Source organism: Bacillus sp. JJ1773 (assembly GCF_036962035.1).
Taxonomy (GTDB): domain Bacteria; phylum Bacillota; class Bacilli; order Bacillales; family Cytobacillaceae; genus Cytobacillus.
The window spans coordinates 1-23309 of sequence record NZ_JBALNX010000055.1; the positions used below are offsets into that span (position 1 = coordinate 1).

Sequence of the window (23309 nt, forward strand, 5' to 3'; positions counted from 1 at the left end):
GTTTTTGCTATGAGCTAGTGAAAACGGTCGTCATGAAGCGTTCATGGCTCTCGTTTTTGCTATGAGCTAGTGAAAACGGTAGCTATGAAGATTCTTCTCAATGAGATTACTTAAAAAATACCGCTTCGATGACATTTATCGAAGCGGCCTTCTTATTATTTCATATTCTTCATATTTACCTGTTTCCCGCTTTTTTTCTGACTCTGAGAAGAATCATTTCCGATTTGGAATTCCTCACCTAATTCGATATCGTTCCTTTTGTCTTGTTTTTCAATTTGAGCGCGGGTTTGATTTGATTTATGTTCTCCTTGTTTAGCCACAATCATGCCTCCTTAAATAAGTCCTGCTGACAATGTTAATATGTACAACCTTCAAGAGTTTTACCCTAAATTTTTGCCGCAAAAAAACAGACTAGCAATGGCTGCAAGTCTGTTTTAATCTTTACTTTATTATTTATGACTTATGTAAAGTGGCAGATCCGTATGTCCCATTGCCCTGACGTAGACAAATAAATTACCCTTATGATGAATTTCATGTTCAATGGCCATTTGCACCATTTGATGGCCAGTCACATTCATGCCGAAAATTTTCGACATGTCGATTTCGCGGTCAAGCTCTTCTTCCGTAAGTGAAGCTAAAAGTTCTTTTGTTTTCTCTGTGAATTCTTCACCTAGCTGCGATAGAGACAATTGCGTATTCTCGAACTTCTCCATAAACGGAGATCCATTTCCCTCTTTAACTGTTTTAATAAACTTATAATAGGACGTGTAAATATGTGTCACTAATTTTTGTGCACTCATCGAAGTTTCAGTGGGCTTAAACTCGTAATTGGATTTTTCAATTTTTTCAACTAAGGCATTTGTTACGGTACGATGTGAAAGGAAATGATTAACAGGGTTCATGCTTTACCTCCGATATTTTATTTTGTATTATTCTTCAATATCATCCTCTTATAATTTTGACAAAATTGCAATTAAGATGCATTCCTTTTGATTTTCTTCCTTAACTGCTTCATAAGGCTTCCCCATTTCTTTTCTAAAAAGGATTGGCCGAAAATGCTGCGATTAACTAAAAAATAAATCCCTTCTTCAATCAGTATCCAAACAATGATGATCATTATAAATACATGTAACCAGGACTACATGAAATTCCCCCTTACTAACATCAATTTTTTTGCATCTATATTCGAAATATTCATATGATTTCACCTTTTTAATATCCAAAGGTGAATAATTTTTGTATAATAATGGGTATGAGTAGGTATGAATGAAGATTAGAACTAAGCCTCAGGTCCTACCAAAATATAAATCTCTAGTGTCTTATGAATAAAATGAAAATTTGTTTTAATGGAAGCAGAAGAGTTGCGGAATAGATTTATGGATTCCAATTTGAATTGTTTTGCAGGAGGGTTATTCATGGGGGACAGAAAGGTGTATCTTCTGCTTACCGATACAGGAACGTTATTTACTAGAATGATTAAGTTATATACGAAAGAATGCCATAACCATGCTTCGATTGGCTTCGACTGTGAACTGACTGAGGTGTACAGTTTTGGTAGAAAAAGACCAAGGAATCCCTTTGTTGGCGGATTTGTAAAGGAAGATATTCGGTCAGAGCTATTCAAGAATGCATCTTGTGCAGTATATGTATTTACAGTAAGTGAAAAGAAATATTATCAAATGTTAAATTTAATAAAAGAAATCGATGAAAATAAGCAAAAATATCGCTACAATTTGCTTGGCTTATTGGCCATTGCTTTAAATAAAAGAATTCATAGAAAGCACGCCTTTTTTTGCTCACATTTTGTTGCCATGGTGTTACAAGAAGGCAGGCTCCTCGATATAAATAATAAGCATCTTTGCATGATCACCCCACAAGACCTTAAGGAAGCATCCTCTCATAGACTAATTTATCAAGGAAGTTTACAATCCTATATCACCTATCGGGAAAAATATTTAAAAGCTCAATAATTTGACAAAATAAAAAGAACCATCACTTCCATCAACAAGTGTATGGTTCTTATGTTTTTGACGATTCAGATAATCTTTCTTTGTCTTTGTTGTTCTTGTCCTCATGTCTGTGAATACAAACGTGCTTCTGCTGCACTCAGGATTTCTTTTTCCCTCACGGACGGATTTCTCCCTCTGTTTTTTTGCTTTTGATTTAGCCACTCAAATCACTCCTTAATAATTGTCTTTCTATTTTATCATGTTTATTGATTATAGTCCTCCAACTTGATTAAGCAGGAGGTATTACATTCGTTAATAATAAGATGAAGAAAATGAGCCCAATGAAGAGAAATAGAATTGAAGCATAAACAACATAATTTGGGCGCAATTTAAATTCTTCCCTATTCTGAATGATGCCAGTGGAAGCACCTATTTTGCTATTTTGATAATTTGTTATCGTACCGCCGCTGCTAGAAAACCAGATGGTCAATGCTGAAAAGGCAACCCCAGCAAAAAACATCAATTCAATAAATCGCACGGAAAAAAATGAGGCAAGAAAAATTGTGAGCCCCGTTTCAATTATGATTGTGACCAGAAAGATGATGATCCCTTTTTTCATAATAAAACACCTCCGATAAAAGGTATACGTTAGAAAGTTCGTTTTGGTTTCAGAAAAATTTGATAATAGGAATTTTAGAAAAAGTACTCATAATCAGTGATGTTTGTCCAAGGGATTTTTGGGTTAAAAGTAAAAAAACACAAATAGTTTCCCATAATTCAAGATAAGGGGATTTCCCCCACAAGATAGGGAAGTTCCCCGATATGTTTAAAATTCCTTAACTCTTACAATAAGGGTAAGTTAATCGTTTGGAATGAGGAGGAATAAACATGCAGGCAAAAGCCGCGGTTGAAGAAAAGCGCGTCAATTCAATTAATAATGCATTTGCATCAAATTTTGCTAAGTCTATGTTTCTATCAGTTCTTGGATTAGTCATCCTATCCTTTATTGGAACAAGAATGTTCACACATGTTGATTTAAACCTTTATGGATATATGGTTGGAACAATCGTATTTATCGGAGGGTTCTTCTATCGATTTATCGCTTGGGGCGAAAGACCGCCAACAAAGATTTTTATCAAAAAGGGAATTAAACTGCTATTTAGAAAATCAACACCAAAAACATCTGTAGAGCATTTGGCTACATACAATTTCATCTGGAATAGGGGAATTTACCGATGGACCCAGCACGTCCTAATCGGTTGGGGTTGTATCCTTTCTTGCTTAGTGACTTTTCCTCTCGTTTTCGGCTGGATGTATTTCACGATGGACGACAACGGTTACTACAATATTATCGCAATGGGCATGAAGGTCATGACAGTCCCAGCAGATGGGATCATTGCGAACTTATCTTATAATGCTTTAAATATTACAGCAGTAATGGTAATTGCAGGTGTGTGCATGGCTTTATACCGCCGCTTGAAAAATATGCAGGCAAGAGCGGAGCAGAAATTCCTATATGACTTCCTGCCGCTTTACATGCTTTTATTAGTTAGTATCACAGGTTTAGCCTTAACCTTTATGAACATCTTTTTACACGGTGCAGGTCAGCCTGCGATGTCACTCATTCATCAGTTGTCAGTCATTATTACACTCATCTATTTGCCTTTTGGAAAGCTAGCACATATTCCATTCCGCCCAATGAGTGTGCTAGCAAGAAACTACAGAGAACATTATGCAGAACAAGAAATGAAAACATGTAAGGTTTGTGGAGAAGGCTTTGTATCAGCAGAACAATCAAAAGATGTAGTTGAAGTACTTGGCGTGAATCATATCGAATTTATGACAAAGGAAGGGCATCATCTTGCTGAAATGTGCCTCCCTTGCCGAAGAAAATACCGGATTGCACAATTCTCCGGTTTCCCTACCCATGAGGTAAAAGTGAAGGAGGCCAACCAAAATGCAAAGGGTTAATTTTAGAAACGAAAGAGATCAGTATTTTAAAGATATTGAAAACCTGAATCACCCAAATGAAACGCTAATCAAAACACACTGCAGCTATTGTGCCATGCAGTGTGGGATGAACTTACGGGTAAATACAATAACAAACAAAATTATTGGGGTAGAGCCTCGATATGATTGGCCTGTTACACTTGGAAAGATGTGTCCAAAGGGAGTTACTGCTTACCAACAGGTAAACAATAATGACCGTTTGCTAAAACCATTAATTCGTGATGATCAATCGTTAAAAGGTACGAAAAATGGCTTCCGTGAAGCAAGCTGGGATGAGGCATACGAACTTATCGTAAAAAAATTCACAGAGCTTCAAGAGAATTATGGAAAAGATTCACTCTCAGTGTATAGCGGCGTTTCAATGACAAATGAAAAGTGTTATTTAACAGGGAAATTCGCACGTGTTGGACTCCAAACACGCTACATTGATTATAATGGCCGATTCTGTATGGCAAGTGCTGCAGGTGGTTTAAATCGTTCCCTGGGTATCGATAGAGGTTCAACGATTCCATGGACAGATATACAGGATACCGATTGTATATTTCTTGCAGGCAGCAATACCGCCGAATGTCACCCGACCATGATGTTCCGAGTGTGGGCAGTTCAAGAACGAGGCGGCTATGTGATTGTTGCTGATCCAAGGGAAACACCAGTAGCTAGAAGAGCGGATCTTCACCTTGATTTAAGACCAGGTACTGATCTTGCGCTTGCCAATGGGATATTAAATTTATTAATTCAAAACGGCTATACAGATGAAGAATTTATTAAAATTCATACAAATGGCTTTGAAGAAACAAAGGAACTAGTAAAAGAATTCACACCAGAGTATACGAGTGCGATCACAGGTGTGGCACCTGAGAAAATTATTCGTGCTGCAGAATTATACGGAAAAGCTCCAAATGCAATTGTCATGTTTGCCAGAGGAATTGAGCAACAAATAAAAGGGGTAGATAACGTTTCTGGCTATACAAATATGGCACTTGTTACGGGGAAAATTGGCCGTGCTAAATCAGGTGTTGCGACCATTACTGGACAAGGGAATGGCCAAGGGGGGCGTGAACATGGGCAAAAAGCCGATGCTCTGCCTGGTTATCGTAAAATAGCGAATCCAGATCACGTAAAATATGTTTCAAAGGTGTGGGGCATTGAACCGGAAGAAATGCCCAAAGAAGGTGTATCCGCATTTGAAATGTTTGGATTGATGGAACAAAAGACGATTCGCGCATTATACCTTTTATGTTCAAATCCTGCCGTTTCAGCACCAGATCAGAACTATGTTCGTGAGCAGCTAAAAAACCTAGACTTCATGGTATGTGTTGACTTTTATCTTTCGGAATCAGCTGAATTTGCTGATGTCGTGCTGCCAACAACCACTTGGGCAGAAGATGAAGGAACAACAACAAATGTTGAGGGACGGATTATTAAAATCAATCAAGCACAAAAGCCACTAGGCGAATCAAAGCCAGACTGGCAGATTCAAATAGAGATTTCCGAGAGAATGGGGCGCGGCAAATATTTTTCACACTTAAAAACCTCTGAAGACATCTTTAATGAGCTGCGTGTCGCTTCCAAAGGTGGAACGGCTGATTACTACGGCGTCACATGGGAAAAGATCGACAAGCAAGACGGCGTTTTCTGGCCATGTAGAGATGAAAATGACCCTGGAACACCACGATTATTTTTAGATAAAAAGTTCAATCATCCTGATGGAAGAGCAAAAATCTTTGCATTGCCATACAGACCATCCGCAGAAGAACCGGATGAAGAATACCCATTGCGTTTAACGACAGGCCGTGTTGTCTACCATTATTTATCAGGGAATCAGACGAGAAGAATTCAATTCCTTCATGATATGTGTCCAGATCCATTTGTAGAAGTGCATCCAGAAACGGCTGCAAAATACAATATTGAACATGAAGAATCAGTCCGTCTCTATACTCGAAGAGGAGAAACGATCTATAAGGTAAAAATCACTGAGGCCATTCGGAAGGATTCCGTGTTTGTTCCTTACCACTGGGGCCATGAAAAATCTATAAATATATTAACAATCGGTGCTCTTGATCCAATTTCAAGAATGCCAGAATTTAAAGCATGTGCCGCTCAAATGGAAAAACTTGAAATAAAGAAGGTGCAGTAAATGAAAAAGAGGCTTTATTTAGAATTAGAAAATTGTATCGGATGCCGTTCATGTCTTGCCGCCTGTACACAGTGCGGCGGGCATGAGGAAAGAAACCGCAACTATGTTTACGATGTAAACCCATTAGTTAATCGGCAAACTATGCCTCTCATGTGCCTTCACTGTGTGAATCCGGCATGTGCAAGGAGCTGCCCGGCGCAAGCGATTCAGATACATGAAACCGGGGCTGTTTTATCAGCATTAGTCGAGAAATGTATTGGCTGCCAAAACTGTACGATTGCCTGCCCATATGGAATACCGAAATTTGATACAGAACAGAACTTAATGTATAAATGCGACCTATGTATCGACCGAACAAAAGATGGAATCCCGCCAATGTGTGCGAGTGTTTGTCCATCTAATACGCTTCAATGGCTTACAGATGAAGAAATTGAAAATAAGAAAAAGCAATTCAATCTTGATAATGGCAAATGGGTAACGAGCCTGCCTTATCTTGAAGGTGAAACGAACGTGAAAGTCAATCTGCCTGGTATTTTACAAGGCGTAACTAAGTTGTTTTAGGAGGGATTCAAGTGCCATCAGATAAAAATAATAAAATCCCCTTTCAAGAAGATAATTACACACATAATATTAATCAGAATAATGAACGGAAGCTCGACCGACGGGGCTTTATGAAAACGTTAGTGGGTGCAGCTGGGGTGTTCGCTGTTTCCTCCCTTCCTTGGGGAGCGGTAGCAGCAAAAGAATTAATGGGTCTTGGGGAGAAGGAATATCCTCATAAAAAAATTATCGATGTCGAAAAACTCCCAATCGGAGATGCCGTTGATTTCAAATTTCCAGGAGAACATGATGATGCAATTCTAATAAGATTATCTGAAAATAAATATGTTGCCTACCAAAATGCATGCACACATTTACGCTGTCCCGTATTTTGGGTTAAGGATCAAGGAGAAATGGTTTGTCCTTGTCACCACGGCAAATTTGATGTTCAAACAGGTGCTCCAACTGCAGGACCACCAAGACGGCCTCTTCCAGAAATTCAAGTAAAAGTAGAGAAGGGTGCTGTATATGCAGTAAAGGTGAAAAGATATGAAGCGTAGTTACGTTGGAGTCATTGTTCTTGCTGCCGTTTTGTTTCTCAATATCGTATTTACACAATATATGGTCCATCAATTCTTTTATGAAAACTATATAAATACGTTAATATTTTGCGGATTAAATATTATCCTTTTCCCAATTGCCTTATTTGCTTATAAAAAGATGAAAAATGTAAAGGCGTGAAGCAAATGAACAGTGAAACATATCTTGATTTTTGTTTTATGAGAATGCCGTCAGGAAATTTTGCTGGCGAAATTGATCAAATGCTGACAAAGCTTTTTGCCGGTGTCCGTTTGAACTGGTATTTGGAAGAGAAATTTGAAAATGATATAGAAATCGTTATTGCCGAAGTAAAGGGTATGAGTAAATGGAATTCAGAGGATGAAACAGCCGCCTATATAGAGGATCATGCAGATTCTGCATTTTGGGAATACCTTCAAGGCTATAAAATGTTTATCTACCCTGCAAAGAGAGGATGCTCAAGCTGTGGAGCCCATTGAACTGGAAACGTTAGATTCATTTGTAAGAAAAACAGTTAAAGTAGCAATTTTAGATCAAGAAAATGGGGATCAAGCCCCTTTTGTGGAAAAAACGATTGCAAAAACAGGGCTATGCCCAGATGGAACACATCTTCGCATTTATTTTGATGACCGGTATTTCTTTGCGGTCCCACTATCGGCGAAAGTTGTGCTAAATGATAGTGAATGGTCTGCCTTGGATGAGCAATCAGGTATAAACTATGTGATTAGAAGAGAGAGTGGTTTGAATGGTTAAAAAAATACAGCTTCCATTACAAACATTAAACCTTGTCGTTGGCTTCATGGTCTGGGTATTAATTTCATCCTTATTGCCTTATATTAAAGAGGATATTGCCATACCAGCGAATCAATTAGCACTTGTAACAGCTATTCCTGTTATACTTGGATCCATACTAAGGATTCCATTAGGCTATTATGCAAATCAATTTGGTGCACGGACGATCTTTTTAATAAGCTTTATTTTGCTAATCTTCCCTGTTTATTTTATTAGCATTGCTAACTCTATCACTGATTTATTAATTGGCGGTCTTTTCTTAGGGATTGGTGGAGCGGTTTTCTCAGTAGGAGTAACATCTCTTCCAAAATATTATCCAAAGGAACGCCATGGATTTGTAAATGGAATTTATGGTGTTGGTAATCTTGGAACTGCGCTATCAGCTTTCGGAGCCCCAGTATTAGCTTCTAAGTTTGGCTGGTCTACTACAGTTCAGTTTTATCTTATTGTTCTTGGCATTTTCATCGTAGCCAACTTCTTCTTAGGCGATAAAAAAGAACATCGGGTTAAAACTCCTTTAATGGAACAAATTAAAGGTGTTTATAAAAATGAAAAACTTTGGCTTTTAAGTTTATTTTACTTTATTACTTTCGGTTCATTTGTAGCCTTTACTATTTATTTGCCAAACTTTCTAGTCGCAAGCTTTGGGCTTGATAAAGTAGATGCTGGCTTAAGAACAGCTGGGTTCATCGTGATTGCTACTGTGATGAGACCGCTCGGTGGCTGGTTAGCTGACCGTTTTCATTCTCTCATTTTATTAATGTTCGTTTTTGGAGTATATACAATTTCAGCGATGATCTTATCCTTCGCTCCATCCATCGGCTGGTACACATTTGGCTGTCTAACGATTGCACTTTGTGCAGGTGTAGGAAATGGGGTAATATTTAAACTCGTTCCAATGTACTTTCATAAACAGGCAGGAATCGTCAATGGGATTGTTTCAGCGATGGGCGGACTTGGCGGATTTTTCCCGCCATTAATTTTAACCATCCTGTTTAATATTACTGGCCATTATGCAATCGGGTTTATGGCGTTATCTGAAGTCGCTTTAGCAAGCTTAATATTAGTCATTTGGATGTATTACCAAGGAAAAATGGGGATTGCCAATCAAGTAATTGATCATACAGTTGAAGGGATTCTAGTAACGGACATTCATGGTAAAATAATTTCAATAAACCCTGCATTTTCAAAAATTACAGGGTATACAAAGAACGAAGTCATCGGCAAGAATCCGAATATCTTAAAATCCGGCATGCAATCGAAAGATTTTTACGAAGGATTATGGAACTCTATTGAAGAAAATGGATTCTGGCAAGGAGAAATTTGGAATAAACGCAAGGATGGAGAACCATATCTACAATGGCTAACGATTAGTGCCATTAAAAATGACGCCGGAGAAGTTGTACAATATGCCGGAATGTTTAGTGATATGTCGAGCAGGAATGTGAAGGAAGCGTAGCGCTAGAGAGGAAGGAAGGAATGGATACAAAATCAGCCCGAAGAAATATTAGTTCTTATATCATTCAGTCTCAAGAAGATGAAATCAAGCGAATAGCCATTGAACTTCACGAAGGTGTTGGGCAAAATTTGTATAGTCTTTACACAGGTATGCAATTCATTCAATCAGCTGTTGAAGAAGATACGATGAAAGGCTATGTCGGCAGCATGGCTGAATTACTAGAAAGAACGATTCAAGAGATTAGGCTGCTTTCGGTTGAATTACACCCTCCTACCTTAACGACGCTTGGACTTCTGCCGGCAATGAAAAGCTATTTAAAGCTTTATACTTCCACCTACGGGATCGAAGTACATTTAGTGAGTATGGGTGAAGAGGTCTCTCTGAATGAAAAGGAAAGGATTACATTATTCCGAGTTTGTCAGGAGGCCTTAGCCAATATTGCCAGATATGCGGATACAGTAAATGCGGAGGTAACCTTTATATGGGAGCAAAGCCATTTGCGAATCCTTATTAAAGATGCTGGAAAAGGCTTTGATATGGAAAAAGGGATGAATCAATCGACCGGCCTAGCCGCCATGCAGGAGCGCATGCATTTAATTGGCGGACAATGGTTTCTTACTTCAAAAATAGGGGAAGGTACACTGATTGAACTTCAGTTGCCACTATAATATGAAACAAACACTTAGGGGATTTGCGGTATGCAATCCCTTATTGTATATTTAGCACACTAAACTAGGAGTCTGCTGTAAATTTTTATATAATGGATTACATAGAAAAAAGAAAAACGAATGGGGGAGATGACTTGATTAAGATTCTTCTTTGTGATGATCATGCCGTTGTTAGAATGGGATTAAAAATGCTTTTAAATAATCATCCGGACATAGAAGTTGTCGGTGAAGCATCCGAGGGAAATGAAGGGATCCAAAAATCACTTGAGCTTAATCCAAATGTTGTGGTCATGGATTTAAGCATGCCACATGGAAGAGATGGATTATCGGCTACTTCTGAATTGAAAAAATTATTGCCAGATACAGCAATCCTTATTCTGACTATGCATGATGATGAAGAGTATTTATTTAGAGCTATCCAAGCAGGAGCTTCTGGCTGCATATTGAAAAGTGCCCCACATGATGAACTGCTGTCAGCCATTCGTTCCGTTGCTAACGGCAACGCATATTTGCATCCATCAGCGACGAAAAGAGTAATGGAGGAGTACCTTTTCGGAGTTAAACAAGGGAATACAGATACCTTTAACCTGTTGTCTGATCGAGAAAAGGAAGTGCTTACCTTTATTGCCAAAGGATTTTCCAATAAAGAGATTGCAGAACAGCTAGTAATTAGTGTGAAAACAGTCGAAACACATAAGAGCAACTTAATGGAGAAGCTACAAATGAAAACAAGGCCAGAGCTAGTTGAATTTGCTTTGAAAAAGGGGTTATTAGGATATGGAATTTAAGGGATGGTCAAAACCTTGATAAACTCAGTGGAAATTGCAAATCAATGTGAAAAAATATTAACAACTATGAATGTGGATTTTGTTGGACTGGCTTTGCAAAATCAGGAGGGACCTGATGTTAGTTGGCATTTTGCAGCCGGCAACAATAATGAGAAGTATAAGAGAATTACTGTTCGCTATGGAAAAGGAATCGCTGGTAAAGTGATTTCTACAGGAAGCCCAATCACGATAAAAAATTTCCCAGAAGAGATTACGGGCAAGGCACTTGAATATCCGATCATGCTGGCTGAAAAGCTAGTATACGCATATGCCGTTCCACTTTTTATAAAAAGTGTTCCAAAAGGTGTGTTATTAGTTGGCAGACGGTCAAATACCCCTATAACGGAAAATGAACAATTGACAGTTAAACAAGGTGCGAAAGCTTTAGAAGGCTTGTTTTAGTAGCCCTTAGGAGGATAAAAATGAACCGGAATATACTTGCACCTGATTCAAGTGATGCAACCATTCTCGTAAATGAATCAGACATCATTTCGTATGCCAATAATAAAGCCTGTGAAAGCTTTGGGTATATTGAAAGTGAAATGGTCGGTAAGGAATTTAGTGATTTAATCCCTGAAACGAACTTAAGAGAGATTAATGAAGGGGTCATTATTCATCAAAAGGGTAAGCATAAGGATAGTCACAGCTTTTCCCTTATTTACAGGATGAATACATTTTCATTAAATAAGGAGAAGTATTATCTTGTAATTTTTCATCATGCCAAGGATCATTCCAGAATTAACAAACAACAATCCTATCATATACATGAACTTGTCGATTTAAAATTTGCATTAGATGAATCGACGATTGTCGCTTTTACTAATCAAAAAGGCATCATTACATATGTTAATCAGAAATTTTGTGAAGTATCCAAATATACAGCTGAGGAACTAATTGGCCAGGATCATCGAATCATCAACTCAAATTATCATTCAAAGGAATTTTTCACTAATCTTTGGCGGACGATTTCTTCAGGGGAAGTTTGGAAGGGTGAAATAAGGAATCAAGCAAAGGATGGTTCTTTTTACTGGGTAGATACGACCATCGTTCCCTTTCTCGGGGAAAATGGCAAGCCTTATCAATATTTAGCGATTCGGCATGAAATTACAAAGAGGAAGCTGATAGAAGATGAGCTTCAAAGGATGATGACAAAAATAATTGATGTTCAAGAAGAGGAAAGAAGAAGATTATCAAGAGAGCTGCACGATGGAGTGGGACAAAATTTATATAGTCATTTAATTACGATAAGCAGGCTACAGGCAGAAATGGAACACTCTTTGCTGGAACAAATGCAAGATGAAGCGACAGAAATTATTGAAGACCTACGTGATCTTTCATGGGAGCTTAGGCCGTCCGTTCTTGATGATCTGGGGTTAATCCCGGCAATCCGATCTTATTTAGTCAGATTTTCAGAAAATTATCTTATCAATGTCCATTTTGATTGCTATTTAAATAGCCGTCTTAGTCCAAATATAGAAATTTCTATCTATCGAATTATTCAAGAATGCTTAACGAATATTCGGAAATACGCCGAAGCAGATGAGGCGTCAGTAATTATTCGAAAAATGGATGATGTGATCAGGGTAGTGATTGAGGATAAGGGAATGGGATTTGATATTCAGCAAATTTCACGTGGCGTTGGACTTTTCAGTATGGAGGAAAGGGCACGTGCAGCTGGCGGTACGATCAGTATTCAATCTACAAAAGGCCATGGTACGAAAGTAATTTTGGAAATCCCATTATAAATAGACAAAAAGGCTGCTGATTTGGCAGCCTTTTCAGTCATATATATCCCAGCAGAATTCCGCCTGCTGCACCAGTTAATACAATGACCCATGGCGGAAGCTTCCAGTACGCAAGCATACTAAATAGGATAGCTGCAAGGGCGAAATCTTTAGGTGCGAAAATGGAGCCCGTCCAAATAGGATGATAGAATGCAGCCACTAAGATACCAACTACCGCAGCATTTACACCCATTAAAGCCCCTGTAATTTTTGGATTTGAACGAAGCTCGTTCCAGAATGGCAATGTTCCTAAAATAAGCAAAAAAGCGGGTGAAAAAATCGCAAAAGTTGCAAGCAGACCACCTTGCCAGCCGTTAATAATAGCACCAATATAGGCAGCGAATGTAAATAAAGGCCCAGGTACAGCTTGTGTTGCTCCATATCCAGCTAGAAATGCTTCTTCACTTAGCCATCCTGTCGGCACAAATTCTCGCTCAAGCAGAGGCAACACGACATGCCCCCCGCCAAATACGAGAGAACCAGAACGGTAGAAGCTGTCAAATAAGGCAACCCAGTCTAGATTAGTCATCTCTCTTAATACAGGTAACCCGATTAGCAGTAAAACGAATATTAGAAGGCATCCGAAAGCTAATCGTTTTGAAAGTGGAAAATGATTTTGTTTCTCTATTTGATCAATAGAGTTTTTATAAAATAGGTAGCCTAAAACACCAGATAATAGTATAATGCCGATTTGTGAAAAGGCAGTTTGCCAGAAAAGGGTCGCAACAATGGCAAACAAGGCAATGGTCTTTCTTTTTAAATCAGGTGCTAGCTTTTGGGCCATTCCGAGGATGGCGTGGGCGACTACCACGACTGCTACAATTTTTAGCCCATGAATCCAAGAGGTAGTTCCAATTGCTTCGTTACTGAGCAGCTGGGCAAACAAAATTAATGCTATTACGGAAGGCAATGTAAACCCGATAAATGCTAAGATCCCACCAAGGAATCCCCCGCGAATGACTCCAATCCCAATGCCAACCTGACTGCTCGCAGGCCCAGGAAGAAATTGGCATAGTGCAACTAAATCAGCATAGCTTTTTTCATCCAGCCACTTTCGTCTTTTCACATATTCCTGATGAAAATATCCAAGGTGTGCAACAGGACCGCCAAATGAGGTTAACCCTAGCTTCATGGAAATAAAAAGGATTTCAAGTAAATATGTAAAGTTGTTTTTTCTAATATTTTGGTTCACGATTATTCTCCTTCAAATGAAATCTTCTTCATCATAGCAAAATAATATGCGATAGATTTAAGGTGAACAAGAAATTAATAAAACCTTTACAATGTAAAATGGAAGAACTGTTGCATAATATTAATTTTGACCGTATATTATTAAAGCATTATGATCTGTAATAATAAAATATTAAGGTAACAGCCTATCGTTTTAGCATAAGGAGGGATAAGGTTGGAAAATAAATTTCCTCAAACATTTGAAGTGATTGATTTATGTCTGCTTGCAGGAAAAATTATGCTGCAATGCGGCGGAGAAACGTATCGGGTGGAGGATACGATGACAAGAATTGCCGCAGCGTTGGGAATTCCTCACTCTCATAGCTATGTCGTGCCAACTGGCATTATCTTTTCGATTGATGGAACAGAGCCTGCAAAGCTCATTCGAATATCTGAGCGGACAACAGATCTATATAAAGTTACTTTAGTTAATGGGATTTCAAGAAAAATAAGCAGTGGTGAAATGGACATTAAAGAAGCCTTTATAAAGCTTAATGAAATTGAAAAGGCTAATTTCACATTTCCTATATATCAGCAAATTCTTGCAGCATCTATTTCCAGCGGGTGCTTCCTATTGATGTATTTAGGAAAATGGAGTGATTTTTTACCAGCTATCATCAGTGGCGGTTTAGGATTTATTTGTTTTATTTATATACATCGTCTAGTGAAAATTAAGTTTTTTTCGGAGTTTTTAGCTGCTTTTATTATTGGGTTAAGTGCCTATTTTTTTGTACGGACAGGAATAGGGACACAGCTAGACAAAATTATTATTGGATCTGTTATGCCGCTCGTTCCGGGTTTATTAATCACAAATGCAATCCGAGATCTTATGGCCGGGCATTTAGTGGCAGGCTTGTCTAAGGGAGCGGAAGCATTTTTTACCGCTTGTGCAATCGGAACAGGAGTGGCAGTCGTTGTCGCATTTTTTTAGAAAGAATGGTGGGGATGAGAAATGATGATTGTACATTTAATCACAAGCTTTGTTGCTACAGCTTCTTTCGCCATATTATTTAACGCGCCGAGAAAGTCCCTTATTAAATGCGGACTTGTTGGGATGGTCGGGTGGATTGTATATTTTTCTCTTGTAGAATATGACTTTGATGCGGTTATTGCATCATTTATTGCTGCTTTCATGGTTGCGGTTATCAGTCAAATCTTCGCAAAAATGTATAAAACGCCGATTATCATTTTTAGTATATCTGGAATTATCCCTCTTGTCCCAGGTGGAATTGCTTATAATGCGATGCGTCATTTTGTTGTTAACGATTATAATGTCGCCATACAGTTAGCGGCAAAGGCCTTCATGATTTCAGGTGCAATTGCTGCTGGACTTGTGATTTCGGAAGTACTAAACCAGATCATACTAAAAATTAAATTCAGGCAAGTGTAAGATCAGTATAATTTCTGTTACCAAAATAGAACTCTTTTTTAACCATTTCGTAAATCCTTAAACTCGGTGCTGGAGTACAATTCAGTTAGAAACAAAGCAAAACGAGTTAATGGGGGAATTCAAAATGAAAGCAAAAAAATGGTTATATTCAGGGCTTGCCGTAACGATATTAAGTTTACCAGTATTCACTTTAACAGAAGGAGCAATGGCCAAAGAGCAGCCAAATAAAATTGTTCAAAATGTAAAGCAGGAAAAGGCGATAACTGAAAAACAGGTAGTATCTTTAGTAAGTAAATGGAAGAAAAGTGAAACGTATATTCAAAGTGGCGGGAACTATAAAAAGGGTGAATACCAATCATTTCAGTATGAAAATATGCCATACCGGTATTTATCTAGTGACATTGGCACAAAGAAAAAGCTCATGAAATACATGACTAGCACATTGACTCGGTCACAGGCTAATCAGTTTATCGAGGAACGGGGAATAATCGAGCATAAAGGAAAGATGGCACAGCCAGAAGCGGATGGGGGATCTCTCCTACAATGGGATAAGGCAAAGGCTCTTTTTTTAGAAAAGGATGACAAGAAAAGAACATATAAGTTAGAGGTTCCGGTAGGCGAGTTAAATGAAACAGAAGCATTTCATACTGAGGTTATCTATTTGCAAGGCAAAGGGTGGAAAATTAGTGAAAGACCATATATGCCTGTGAATTTAGATATTCCAGGCAATATCAACCCGGCCTTTATCTTTTTTAAGTTCCTGCTTGTGGATCATACCCAAGCTGCAGACCAATTCTTGTATGGGGACTTTAACACTGAAGCATTTAAAAAAGGGATAAAGAAAATTGAAATGAAAACGTTAGAAGAGCGTGCTAGATCGAAGACTCAAGTTGAATTTGTTGTATCCTTCCATGCAGAATTGGAAAAGGGATATAAGGGCCAATTGAAAAGCGGGCAAAATAAAATGTACTTTTTAATCGAAAATACAGGTGATATGGAATTCAAAATAGTCAGTGCTGGTATGGAGCCGCATCTTGATTAACGGAAAGATTTCATTGTAAAATAATAAAACCAAGAGCGTTGCTTCTTATAGCAGCGCTTTTTCTGCGGAAAATGAAAACTTTTAAAATGACTATTGTTATTTTTTGTGAAATATCTGATAATCAATAAAGATTGAGTTAACAACTCATCTCTATTATTAAATGATAAGGGGGATGACATTGAAACTACGAGTTTCTGCGGTGCAGTATCATCTGCATACGATTCATTCATTTGAGGATTTTGCGAAGCAGTGTGAACATTATATTAAAACAGCACAGGAGTTTGGTTCGGAATTTATTTTGTTTCCTGAATTTTTTACTACCCAGCTTTTATCGATTGGGAATGAGCAAGGAACAAGTTTATCGATTAATGAACTCCCTGACTTTACAGAACAATATAAGAATCTTTTTACAAAATTCGCTAAAGAAACGAATACACATATTATAGCCGGTACACATGTGATAGAAAAGGAAGGCCGTTTATACAATGTGGCACATATGTTTTACCCGGACGGCCGGATTGTTGAGCAGGCTAAATTGCATATTACCCCAACGGAAGTAGAAGAATGGAATATGTCTGCAGGTGAGGGGCTTGAGGTTTTTGACACGGATAAAGGGCGAATTGCCATTTTGACATGCTATGACATTGAATTTCCGGAAATCGTTAGGATGGCAAAAGCTAAGGGGGCAGATGTCATATTCTGTCCATCTTGTACAGATGACCGTCACGGCTTCCATCGCGTTCGTTATACATGCCATGCACGCGCAATTGAGAATCAAGTGTATGTTGTCGTAACAGGGACTGTCGGTTCCCTTCCGACTGTTGATTTCATGCGGGGGAATTTTGGCCAAGCAGCTGTTATTACTCCAAATGATGTCCCATTTCCTCCAAAAGGAATTATGGTCGAAGGGGAAATCAATGATGATATGATTGTTACAGCGGATCTAGATTTAACACTGTTACATGAAGTCAGAGAAAGAGGTTCAGTTACAACTTGGCGTGATCGACGTGTCGATCTATATCCGGATTGGGAAAAATAAATGGTAAAGAGGGATGAAAATGGCTTATCGCAGCGAATTTTATGCCTTTGATCAGGAAAAACCAGTCCCTATTATTATACGGAATTACACGGAGTCTGACTTTGATGAGCTGATCCAAATTCAAGCGGAATGCTTTCCGCCCCCTTTTCCTTCAGAACTATGGTGGAATAAAGAACAATTGCAAAATCATGTTACTTTATTTCCTGAAGGGGCGCTTTGTGTAGAGGTAAATGGCCAATTGGCTGGATCATTAACTGGGGTTTGTGTTCATTTTGATCCGAAACATCCATCACATAAATGGGAAGAGGTAACGGATAGCGGATATATTCGCAATCATGACCCGAACGGAAACACTCTTTATATTGTTGACATAAGTGTTAGACCAAAGTACCGTAAGCTGGGGCTAGGAAAAATGTTGATGCAATCGATGTATCAAGTAGTCGTTCAGCTTGGCCTTGATCGTTTGCTTGGCGGCGGAAGAATGCCAGGGTATCACAAAGTGGCAGAGACTATGTCACCAAATGAATATATTGATGCTGTGGTCAAAGGAGTTCTGCGTGATCCCGTTATTTCCTTTCTTTTGCGATCAGGCAGAACACCGATTGCTATCATCGAAAACTACTTAGAAGATGAAGAATCTCTTCATCATGCCGTTTTGATGGAGTGGAAAAACCCCTTTAACTTTTTTCAGCAAGGTTAAAAATCTGGGCGTAATTTCTCCGAGGAGAAATTTATATAGAGAGGAGAAAGATTAAATGGAATATAGAAGAATAACGAGCATTGAAGATCCATTGTTTGTCAAAATGCATGATTTAATGAAAGAGGTATTTCCTCCTGAAGAGGTGCTGGAATATGAATTGTGGAAGGAACCATTAGAAGATCCGGGTATAAGTGTGTTTGTTGCTGTCCATCAGAATGAGGTAGTTGGTGCAACAGAATATAGGTACTATTCTGATTGGAATATTGCTATGACCGATTTTACTATTATTGGCCGTCCAGGACTTAGCCTAGGCCGTTTCTTAGCACAAAATAGGGAAAAAGACTTGAATGAATTAGCAAAAGCAAATGGCAAAGAATTGTTTGGCATGTTTGCAGAAATCTATGATCCTTATCAGCTTGATGATCATGAATTTGGCGGAGTAAAGCCAATGAATCCATTTGTTCGCCGTGAAGTCTTATCGCATCTCGGGTATAAGCGCCTTGATTTATCTTATGTACATCCTTCTTGGAAAAATGATGGAGAAGCCGTTAAAGGTCTCGATTTTTGTTTCATGCCGATGGATGACAATGTTTCCGAAATTCCGGCACAATTAGTTTCAGACTTTTTAACGACATATTATTCAGTACTGTCTAATAAGCCACAAGAGTGGGTTCAGATGATTGAAGAAATCAAAAACCATTCTCAAATACAGTTGTTGCCATTATAATGGCAAAAAAGCTTTTCTATAATGGACTAAATCCAGATAGGAAAGCTTTTTCTTTTAGAATACATTTTTGATTACCAGCATTATGGATAAGGCGGCATATTGCTAACTAATAATGTTTTAATTTAAATGTTTTGCGCATAACGTTCATCAGGAATTTTATTTAACATGACATAAAGGCTAACATTTTCATTTCCGCTGTTTGTAAAAGCGAATTCTTCTTCGCCATCTGCCCGAATGACATCTTTTTCCTCAACCTCGAATGGTTCTCCATTAATGATGAGTGTCCCGTTACCTTGAAGGACCATTAAATACACATTAGTTCCTGGATGCTTATGTGCAGGAAGCTTCTGACCAGGCATGAAATTTAAGACGAATACTGTGCTTTCGCCCTCGCGAAAAATAATCCTTTTAATAAACTTTTCTTCGCTAAATTCTAATGCATCTATGATCGATTTCTTTTCCAATTATATGACCCCCAATTAGGAATATTTTCTTTCATATTAATGATAATCAATATCAATTAATGATGTATTGATTTAAATCACATCTATAATATATCTCAGTGAAATCTAGGCATTCCTCTACATTATTATTAAGTGCTAAATTTACCAGAAATAATTATATATAAAGATCAGGAATTAAGAAATAATACCTATTGTAAGTCATTTTTCATAGAAAAGAGGGAAAAGAATGACAGTTGGCACACAGGTTAAACAAGCGATAGCAGGTTTAAAAAGTGCTCAGGCGAGTTTTGAAGGATTTGCATTAGCAACAGATAATCAACAGGCTAAGCAGCTATACCAAACTTGTGCACAGCAAACACAGTCAGTCATTGACTCTGTAGAGCCTCGTTTGCAGCAAATTCTTGCAGAAGAACCGCAGTACAATCAATAGCTTTATCCTGGTTGGCTTATAGCCAACCTTTTCATCATTTATAGATGGGGAGTAAATGTCATGACTATTATTTCGAATGTTAAACAAAGCCTGTCCACCATTAAGGGAATCGAGGCTCAGCTTTCCATTCTGGCACTGAATTCGCACGATCCAGAGGCACAGAGGACTTTTCACGAAATGATGAATATGATTAACGATATAAAAAAAGACCTCCAGCTTCGGGTAAATGAAATGATGTTAGAAGAACCGCAGTATAAGGGATAAATAAGGAAGAGGTGGCAAAATGTCAGAATGGAGTCATATTATCATTCGGTCTTTTTTATTTCTTTTTGTATTATTCATAATGACCAAGTTGTTAGGAAAAAAGCAAATTTCTCAAATTTCCTTTTTTGAATATGTGTCTGGCATAACAATAGGAAGTATTGCGGGCGAAGTTATTATGGGGCTTGATAGCAATATGGGGCATGGAATATTAGCTATAGCCATTTTTGGATTAGTGACGATCACTGTTGGATTTATTTCATTAAAAAGCAATTCATTTCGTGACTTTGTTGAAGGTAAAGGAACGATATTTATTAAAGATGGAAAAATAATGGAGGATAATTTAAAAAAGGAAAAATACTCCACAGATGAGCTTACAACACTTCTGCGCAAAAAAGATGTATTTAACTTAGCAGATGTAGAGTTTGCTGTATTAGAACCAACAGGTGATTTAAGCATCTTATTGAAAAAAGAAAACAGACCGTTAACTCCTAAAGATCTCAACCTTAAAGTAGCAAATGATAAAGTACCGCAAACAGTGATTCGTGACGGACATATTGTACATGATTCTTTGGCTTCTGCTGGAAAATCCCGAAAGTGGCTTTTTGACGAATTGGATAAACTTGAGGTCACAATGGATAATGTCTTTTATGGACAGATTGACTCTTATGGTGATTTAACTGTTGATCTCTATGATGATAAAATGAAACAGCCATCTCCACAAACAAGGCCGTTATTGATGGCGATGCTTAAAAAATGTCAAGCTGATTTAGAAATATTTGAATTGGAAACAGATTCACCCGATGCCAAAAAAATGTATAAAAAGAACGCTGAAAAATTGAATGAGGCCATACGCATTCTTAGTCCATACTTGAATAATTAATCCAGTTTTTGGGGCTGTCCAGAAGTCAAAATGCAGACTTTCTATTCAAGCCCCTATGAAGAAATTTATCCCCCAATATGAGACATTTCCACCTTTTTTCTGCCTTTGTTTTGCTGCAGGAGGTTATCACGCTCTTCGGAATAACGATCATTACGATTTGTCCAAATGTCTGTAATCATTTTTTCTAATTTTGAATCATCTTCCTCAGAACGCAGGATTGTGCGCAGATCATGTCCTACACCAGAAAATAAACAAGTATAGAGCTTGCCTTCAGCTGAAAGTCTAGCCCGATTGCATGATGAGCAGAAAGCCTCTGTAACTGATGAAATAATTCCAAATTCCTGTTCAGTGCCAGCGTACCTAAATCTTGACGCTACTTCACCTAAATAATTCGGCGCAATTGGTTCAATCGGCATGACACGATGAATAGAATCAAGAATTTGTTTTTTAGAAAAAACAGATTCCATATTCCACTGGTTCGTATTTCCGACATCCATAAACTCAATAAAACGTAAAATATGGCCTTTTTCTTTAAAAAATTTGGCCATCGGGATAACTTCCTGGTCATTGACGCCTTTTTTTACAACCATATTAATTTTTATTTTTAAGCCAGCTTCAGATGCTGCCTCAATTCCATTTAAAACTTCTTGTACTTTTACCCCTCTGCCATTGATTTTTCCAAACAAATGGTCATCAAGTGAATCAAGACTGATGGAAACTCGTTTTAAGCCAGCTTTTTTCAAATTCATTGCATATTGCGGCAGTAATACTCCGTTTGTCGTCATGGCGATATCATCAATTCCATCGATTCGCGCGATTTTCTCCACAAGGTCAGGCAATGATTTTCGCATTAAAGGCTCTCCGCCGGTAAGCCTGACTTTTTTTATTTCGAAGGCTTTAGCAAAAATCTTAACTAACCGTTCTATCTCTTCAAATGCTAGCAGCTGTTCTTTTTTCAAAAAGGGGTAATCAGGCCCGAAAATTTCTGCAGGCATACAATAGGTACAGCGAAAATTACACTTGTCCGTTACTGAGATTCGCAAATCTCTAAGCGGCCTGTTTCTTTTATCCTGTAAAATCAAGTATGATCGCCTCCTTTTTATTACTCTATAATCCTATGTGAATGAGAATACACGTTAAATGAGTTTCCTCTTATAAATCCAACAGCGGTAATATTTAAATCCTCTGCTAATTTAATAGCAAGATTAGTAGGGGCTGATTTTGATAGAATAATTCCAACACCAATTTTTGCAGCCTTTAATAGTACTTCAGATGAGATTCTTCCGCTAAAGGCAATAATTTTATCTTTTACGGATATTTTATTTTGGATACAGTAACCGTAAATTTTATCCAATGCATTATGCCTTCCGATATCAGTTCTGCTAATTATCATATCCTCTCCTGAGAAAAGGGCAGCATTATGCACTCCGCCAGTTTCTTGGAAAGTTAAACTGCTGTCCTGCAGCTGTCTCATGATGGATAGACATTGAGCTGGAGTTACCGTAGTCTTGGAGGTAGAGGTCTTAGCCGTACGAGCATCATTGTGAAAATAAAACTGACGGCTTTTCCCGCAGCAAGATCCAATAAATCGTTTTGAGTGAAATTCATGACTGGTTGTAACTTGAACATGTAAATCAACGTAAGCGATCCCTTTACTTTCGTCAATGTTAAGGGATTTAATCTCATCCTGTTGACGGATAAATCCTTCCGAAGCCAAAAAGCCTATCGTTAATTCCTCTAGATTATCTGGTGTACAAACCATTGTCGCAAATTCTTGTCCATCTAGCATAATTGTTAAAGGCTGCTCAGTAACAATCTCGTCCAATTGTTCTTGTAATTTGCCATTCTCGTACCTATAAATCCAGCTGTTATTACTAATTTGACCTGCCATTTAATTTCACCTGCTCATCTGTACTTAATTACCAAAATAGTAGCATAAAAATTTCATATAGCAATAGTAAAAAAACCTAACATAGTGAAAAACTAAAAAAAGGTTGAATAAAACAAATTATGATGTTAAAATTTAGAAAAGTTCATAAAGTTGTAACATTATTGATGCGAGATAGCGAACCTGTCATCGGTTATTAATTGTTATGATATTATATGAAAGCGATTAACTGTTGGTGTAAAGTAGCGAACCTGCTGTTAACTAACCGTCAATTATCCCTAATATTTTGTTAGGGAGGATTGGCGGTTTTGTATTTTATTGGCATGTTTGCGTTTGTATTAATAAATTCGATCCTTTTACGATATGTTTAAATAAATTGAAACTGCAGGAAGCTCTAACTAATAAGAGAAAGCAGTTTGACAATTTTGTGAATCATTGATTAACTTATACTAATGGGATCAATCTTTCAACTTATTAATTAAGTATTCACAAACGAGAGAGATTCTTAAA

General features: G+C 37.8%; 31 protein-coding genes. 22 read left to right on the forward strand and 9 right to left on the reverse strand.

The window, feature by feature from the left end; genetic code table 11:
- Window positions 1-155: 155 nt before the first annotated feature.
- The 3 genes from V7127_RS16945 to V7127_RS16955 all read right to left on the reverse strand — a co-directional run bounded on the left by V7127_RS16945 (window position 156) and on the right by V7127_RS16955 (window position 1117).
- Window positions 156-320, reverse strand: a complete 165-nt coding sequence (locus V7127_RS16945) for a hypothetical protein (RefSeq protein WP_335487983.1) — start codon at window positions 318-320, stop codon at window positions 156-158.
- A 129-nt stretch (window positions 321-449) separates the two neighbouring features.
- A complete protein-coding gene (locus V7127_RS16950) occupies window positions 450-902 on the reverse strand; it encodes a DinB family protein (RefSeq protein ID WP_335487986.1) in 453 nt (150 codons plus the stop codon).
- Window positions 903-973: 71 nt separating this feature from the next.
- On the reverse strand, window positions 974-1117 hold the full coding sequence (locus V7127_RS16955; protein WP_335487989.1) for a hypothetical protein: 144 nt from the start codon (window positions 1115-1117) through the stop codon (window positions 974-976).
- Window positions 1118-1415: 298 nt separating this feature from the next.
- Between V7127_RS16955 and V7127_RS16960 the strand changes: the two genes are divergently transcribed.
- Window positions 1416-1970, forward strand: a complete 555-nt coding sequence (locus tag V7127_RS16960; protein WP_335487992.1) for a hypothetical protein — start codon at window positions 1416-1418, stop codon at window positions 1968-1970.
- Here V7127_RS16960 and V7127_RS16965 read toward each other — a convergent pair.
- Both V7127_RS16965 and V7127_RS16970 read right to left on the reverse strand, forming a co-directional pair.
- Window positions 1956-2171 (reverse strand): hypothetical protein, encoded by a 216-nt coding sequence (locus V7127_RS16965; protein ID WP_335487995.1) that lies wholly within the window; start codon window positions 2169-2171, stop codon window positions 1956-1958. The genes V7127_RS16960 and V7127_RS16965 overlap by 15 nt on opposite strands.
- Window positions 2172-2238: 67 nt before the next feature.
- Window positions 2239-2568: a hypothetical protein gene (locus V7127_RS16970; protein WP_335487998.1), complete on the reverse strand. Its 330-nt coding sequence runs from the start codon at window positions 2566-2568 to the stop codon at window positions 2239-2241.
- Window positions 2569-2837: 269 nt separating this feature from the next.
- Between V7127_RS16970 and V7127_RS16975 the strand changes: the two genes are divergently transcribed.
- From V7127_RS16975 to V7127_RS17030, 12 genes are all read left to right on the forward strand, one after another.
- The gene (locus tag V7127_RS16975; protein ID WP_335488001.1) at window positions 2838-3920 is read left to right on the forward strand and encodes a hypothetical protein; all 1083 of its coding nucleotides are present in this window, start codon (window positions 2838-2840) and stop codon (window positions 3918-3920) included.
- Complete coding sequence (locus tag V7127_RS16980; protein ID WP_335488002.1) at window positions 3907-6096, forward strand: molybdopterin oxidoreductase family protein; 2190 nt, start codon at window positions 3907-3909, stop codon at window positions 6094-6096. The genes V7127_RS16975 and V7127_RS16980 overlap by 14 nt, the downstream gene beginning before the upstream one ends.
- Window positions 6097-6657: a 4Fe-4S dicluster domain-containing protein gene (locus tag V7127_RS16985; RefSeq protein ID WP_335344917.1), complete on the forward strand. Its 561-nt coding sequence runs from the start codon at window positions 6097-6099 to the stop codon at window positions 6655-6657.
- Between the two features lie 11 nt (window positions 6658-6668).
- Entirely contained in the window at window positions 6669-7196 is a 528-nt protein-coding gene (locus V7127_RS16990) for a Rieske (2Fe-2S) protein (RefSeq protein WP_335344916.1), read from the forward strand.
- Window positions 7186-7377 (forward strand): hypothetical protein, encoded by a 192-nt coding sequence (locus tag V7127_RS16995; RefSeq protein WP_335488004.1) that lies wholly within the window; start codon window positions 7186-7188, stop codon window positions 7375-7377. Before V7127_RS16990 ends, V7127_RS16995 begins: the two co-directional genes overlap by 11 nt.
- 38 nt (window positions 7378-7415) lie before the next feature.
- Window positions 7416-7694: a hypothetical protein gene (locus V7127_RS17000; protein WP_335488007.1), complete on the forward strand. Its 279-nt coding sequence runs from the start codon at window positions 7416-7418 to the stop codon at window positions 7692-7694.
- On the forward strand, window positions 7681-7968 hold the full coding sequence (locus V7127_RS17005) for a hypothetical protein (protein WP_335488011.1): 288 nt from the start codon (window positions 7681-7683) through the stop codon (window positions 7966-7968). The genes V7127_RS17000 and V7127_RS17005 overlap by 14 nt, the downstream gene beginning before the upstream one ends.
- Window positions 7961-9466: a nitrate/nitrite transporter gene (locus V7127_RS17010; RefSeq protein WP_335488014.1), complete on the forward strand. Its 1506-nt coding sequence runs from the start codon at window positions 7961-7963 to the stop codon at window positions 9464-9466. The genes V7127_RS17005 and V7127_RS17010 overlap by 8 nt, the downstream gene beginning before the upstream one ends.
- Before the next feature lie 20 nt (window positions 9467-9486).
- Complete coding sequence (locus V7127_RS17015) at window positions 9487-10134, forward strand: sensor histidine kinase (RefSeq protein WP_335488017.1); 648 nt, start codon at window positions 9487-9489, stop codon at window positions 10132-10134.
- Window positions 10135-10268: 134 nt separating this feature from the next.
- Window positions 10269-10922 (forward strand): response regulator transcription factor, encoded by a 654-nt coding sequence (locus V7127_RS17020; protein WP_335354321.1) that lies wholly within the window; start codon window positions 10269-10271, stop codon window positions 10920-10922.
- A 15-nt stretch (window positions 10923-10937) separates the two neighbouring features.
- A complete protein-coding gene (locus tag V7127_RS17025) occupies window positions 10938-11363 on the forward strand; it encodes a GAF domain-containing protein (RefSeq protein ID WP_335488020.1) in 426 nt (141 codons plus the stop codon).
- A 20-nt stretch (window positions 11364-11383) separates the two neighbouring features.
- The gene (locus V7127_RS17030; RefSeq protein WP_335488023.1) at window positions 11384-12706 is read left to right on the forward strand and encodes a sensor histidine kinase; all 1323 of its coding nucleotides are present in this window, start codon (window positions 11384-11386) and stop codon (window positions 12704-12706) included.
- A 37-nt stretch (window positions 12707-12743) separates the two neighbouring features.
- On the opposite strand, the gene V7127_RS17035 is transcribed toward V7127_RS17030, so the two are convergent.
- Window positions 12744-13877: a chromate transporter gene (locus V7127_RS17035; RefSeq protein WP_438824023.1), complete on the reverse strand. Its 1134-nt coding sequence runs from the start codon at window positions 13875-13877 to the stop codon at window positions 12744-12746.
- 273 nt (window positions 13878-14150) lie between these two features.
- Here V7127_RS17035 and V7127_RS17040 point away from each other — a divergent pair, with 273 nt between their 5' ends.
- From V7127_RS17040 to V7127_RS17065, 6 genes are all read left to right on the forward strand, one after another.
- Window positions 14151-14906, forward strand: coding sequence for a threonine/serine exporter family protein (locus V7127_RS17040; protein ID WP_335488029.1), 756 nt, complete (start codon window positions 14151-14153; stop codon window positions 14904-14906).
- A 24-nt stretch (window positions 14907-14930) separates the two neighbouring features.
- A complete protein-coding gene (locus V7127_RS17045) occupies window positions 14931-15365 on the forward strand; it encodes a threonine/serine exporter family protein (protein WP_438824024.1) in 435 nt (144 codons plus the stop codon).
- A gap of 124 nt (window positions 15366-15489) precedes the next feature.
- Window positions 15490-16407 (forward strand): DL-endopeptidase inhibitor IseA family protein, encoded by a 918-nt coding sequence (locus V7127_RS17050; protein ID WP_335488032.1) that lies wholly within the window; start codon window positions 15490-15492, stop codon window positions 16405-16407.
- Between the two features lie 178 nt (window positions 16408-16585).
- Window positions 16586-17446 (forward strand): carbon-nitrogen hydrolase family protein, encoded by an 861-nt coding sequence (locus V7127_RS17055; protein ID WP_335488035.1) that lies wholly within the window; start codon window positions 16586-16588, stop codon window positions 17444-17446.
- 19 nt (window positions 17447-17465) lie between these two features.
- On the forward strand, window positions 17466-18146 hold the full coding sequence (locus V7127_RS17060) for a GNAT family N-acetyltransferase (RefSeq protein ID WP_335488038.1): 681 nt from the start codon (window positions 17466-17468) through the stop codon (window positions 18144-18146).
- A 55-nt stretch (window positions 18147-18201) separates the two neighbouring features.
- Complete coding sequence (locus V7127_RS17065; protein WP_335488041.1) at window positions 18202-18873, forward strand: GNAT family N-acetyltransferase; 672 nt, start codon at window positions 18202-18204, stop codon at window positions 18871-18873.
- Window positions 18874-18995: 122 nt separating this feature from the next.
- Here the strand turns inward: V7127_RS17065 and V7127_RS17070 are convergent, their stop codons facing one another.
- A complete protein-coding gene (locus V7127_RS17070) occupies window positions 18996-19337 on the reverse strand; it encodes a cupin domain-containing protein (protein ID WP_335488044.1) in 342 nt (113 codons plus the stop codon).
- Window positions 19338-19563: 226 nt separating this feature from the next.
- On the opposite strand from V7127_RS17070, the gene V7127_RS17075 reads away from it, so the two are divergent.
- Genes V7127_RS17075 through V7127_RS17085 form a run of 3 tightly spaced genes read left to right on the forward strand, consistent with a single transcriptional unit; the run spans window position 19564 to window position 20911 of the window.
- A complete protein-coding gene (locus V7127_RS17075) occupies window positions 19564-19767 on the forward strand; it encodes a DUF1657 domain-containing protein (RefSeq protein ID WP_335344898.1) in 204 nt (67 codons plus the stop codon).
- Between the two features lie 60 nt (window positions 19768-19827).
- The gene (locus V7127_RS17080; RefSeq protein WP_335488047.1) at window positions 19828-20031 is read left to right on the forward strand and encodes a DUF1657 domain-containing protein; all 204 of its coding nucleotides are present in this window, start codon (window positions 19828-19830) and stop codon (window positions 20029-20031) included.
- A gap of 19 nt (window positions 20032-20050) precedes the next feature.
- Complete coding sequence (locus tag V7127_RS17085) at window positions 20051-20911, forward strand: DUF421 domain-containing protein (protein WP_335488051.1); 861 nt, start codon at window positions 20051-20053, stop codon at window positions 20909-20911.
- A 65-nt stretch (window positions 20912-20976) separates the two neighbouring features.
- On the opposite strand, the gene moaA is transcribed toward V7127_RS17085, so the two are convergent.
- Both moaA and fdhD read right to left on the reverse strand, forming a co-directional pair.
- Window positions 20977-21993 carry a GTP 3',8-cyclase MoaA gene (gene moaA / locus V7127_RS17090; RefSeq protein WP_335488054.1) on the reverse strand — a complete coding sequence of 339 codons (1017 nt, stop codon included), beginning with the start codon at window positions 21991-21993 and terminating at the stop codon, window positions 20977-20979.
- Between the two features lie 20 nt (window positions 21994-22013).
- Window positions 22014-22802 (reverse strand): formate dehydrogenase accessory sulfurtransferase FdhD, encoded by a 789-nt coding sequence (gene fdhD, locus V7127_RS17095; RefSeq protein ID WP_335488057.1) that lies wholly within the window; start codon window positions 22800-22802, stop codon window positions 22014-22016.
- Window positions 22803-23309: the final 507 nt, after the last annotated feature.

What these genes read in the sequence shown, in the direction of transcription:
- V7127_RS16975 (WP_335488001.1), top strand. Translation starts at nt 2,838, where the DNA reads ATGCAGGCAAAAGCCGCGGTTGAAGAAAAGCGCGTCAATTCAATTAAT.
- V7127_RS17060 (WP_335488038.1), top strand. Translation starts at nt 17,466, where the DNA reads ATGGCTTATCGCAGCGAATTTTATGCCTTTGATCAGGAAAAACCAGTC.
- V7127_RS17050 (WP_335488032.1), top strand. Translation starts at nt 15,490, where the DNA reads ATGAAAGCAAAAAAATGGTTATATTCAGGGCTTGCCGTAACGATATTA.
- V7127_RS17065 (WP_335488041.1), top strand. Translation starts at nt 18,202, where the DNA reads ATGGAATATAGAAGAATAACGAGCATTGAAGATCCATTGTTTGTCAAA.
- V7127_RS16955 (WP_335487989.1), bottom strand. Translation starts at nt 1,117, where the DNA reads ATGATCATCATTGTTTGGATACTGATTGAAGAAGGGATTTATTTTTTA.
- V7127_RS17035 (WP_438824023.1), bottom strand. Translation starts at nt 13,877, where the DNA reads ATGAAGCTAGGGTTAACCTCATTTGGCGGTCCTGTTGCACACCTTGGA.
- V7127_RS17085 (WP_335488051.1), top strand. Translation starts at nt 20,051, where the DNA reads ATGTCAGAATGGAGTCATATTATCATTCGGTCTTTTTTATTTCTTTTT.
- fdhD (WP_335488057.1), bottom strand. Translation starts at nt 22,802, where the DNA reads ATGGCAGGTCAAATTAGTAATAACAGCTGGATTTATAGGTACGAGAAT.
- V7127_RS17000 (WP_335488007.1), top strand. Translation starts at nt 7,416, where the DNA reads ATGAGAATGCCGTCAGGAAATTTTGCTGGCGAAATTGATCAAATGCTG.
- V7127_RS16950 (WP_335487986.1), bottom strand. Translation starts at nt 902, where the DNA reads ATGAACCCTGTTAATCATTTCCTTTCACATCGTACCGTAACAAATGCC.
- V7127_RS17015 (WP_335488017.1), top strand. Translation starts at nt 9,487, where the DNA reads ATGGATACAAAATCAGCCCGAAGAAATATTAGTTCTTATATCATTCAG.
- V7127_RS17045 (WP_438824024.1), top strand. Translation starts at nt 14,931, where the DNA reads ATGATTGTACATTTAATCACAAGCTTTGTTGCTACAGCTTCTTTCGCC.
- V7127_RS16985 (WP_335344917.1), top strand. Translation starts at nt 6,097, where the DNA reads ATGAAAAAGAGGCTTTATTTAGAATTAGAAAATTGTATCGGATGCCGT.
- V7127_RS16960 (WP_335487992.1), top strand. Translation starts at nt 1,416, where the DNA reads ATGGGGGACAGAAAGGTGTATCTTCTGCTTACCGATACAGGAACGTTA.
- V7127_RS17030 (WP_335488023.1), top strand. Translation starts at nt 11,384, where the DNA reads ATGAACCGGAATATACTTGCACCTGATTCAAGTGATGCAACCATTCTC.
- V7127_RS17080 (WP_335488047.1), top strand. Translation starts at nt 19,828, where the DNA reads ATGACTATTATTTCGAATGTTAAACAAAGCCTGTCCACCATTAAGGGA.
- V7127_RS17010 (WP_335488014.1), top strand. Translation starts at nt 7,961, where the DNA reads ATGGTTAAAAAAATACAGCTTCCATTACAAACATTAAACCTTGTCGTT.
- V7127_RS16980 (WP_335488002.1), top strand. Translation starts at nt 3,907, where the DNA reads ATGCAAAGGGTTAATTTTAGAAACGAAAGAGATCAGTATTTTAAAGAT.
- V7127_RS17075 (WP_335344898.1), top strand. Translation starts at nt 19,564, where the DNA reads ATGACAGTTGGCACACAGGTTAAACAAGCGATAGCAGGTTTAAAAAGT.
- V7127_RS16995 (WP_335488004.1), top strand. Translation starts at nt 7,186, where the DNA reads ATGAAGCGTAGTTACGTTGGAGTCATTGTTCTTGCTGCCGTTTTGTTT.
- V7127_RS16970 (WP_335487998.1), bottom strand. Translation starts at nt 2,568, where the DNA reads ATGAAAAAAGGGATCATCATCTTTCTGGTCACAATCATAATTGAAACG.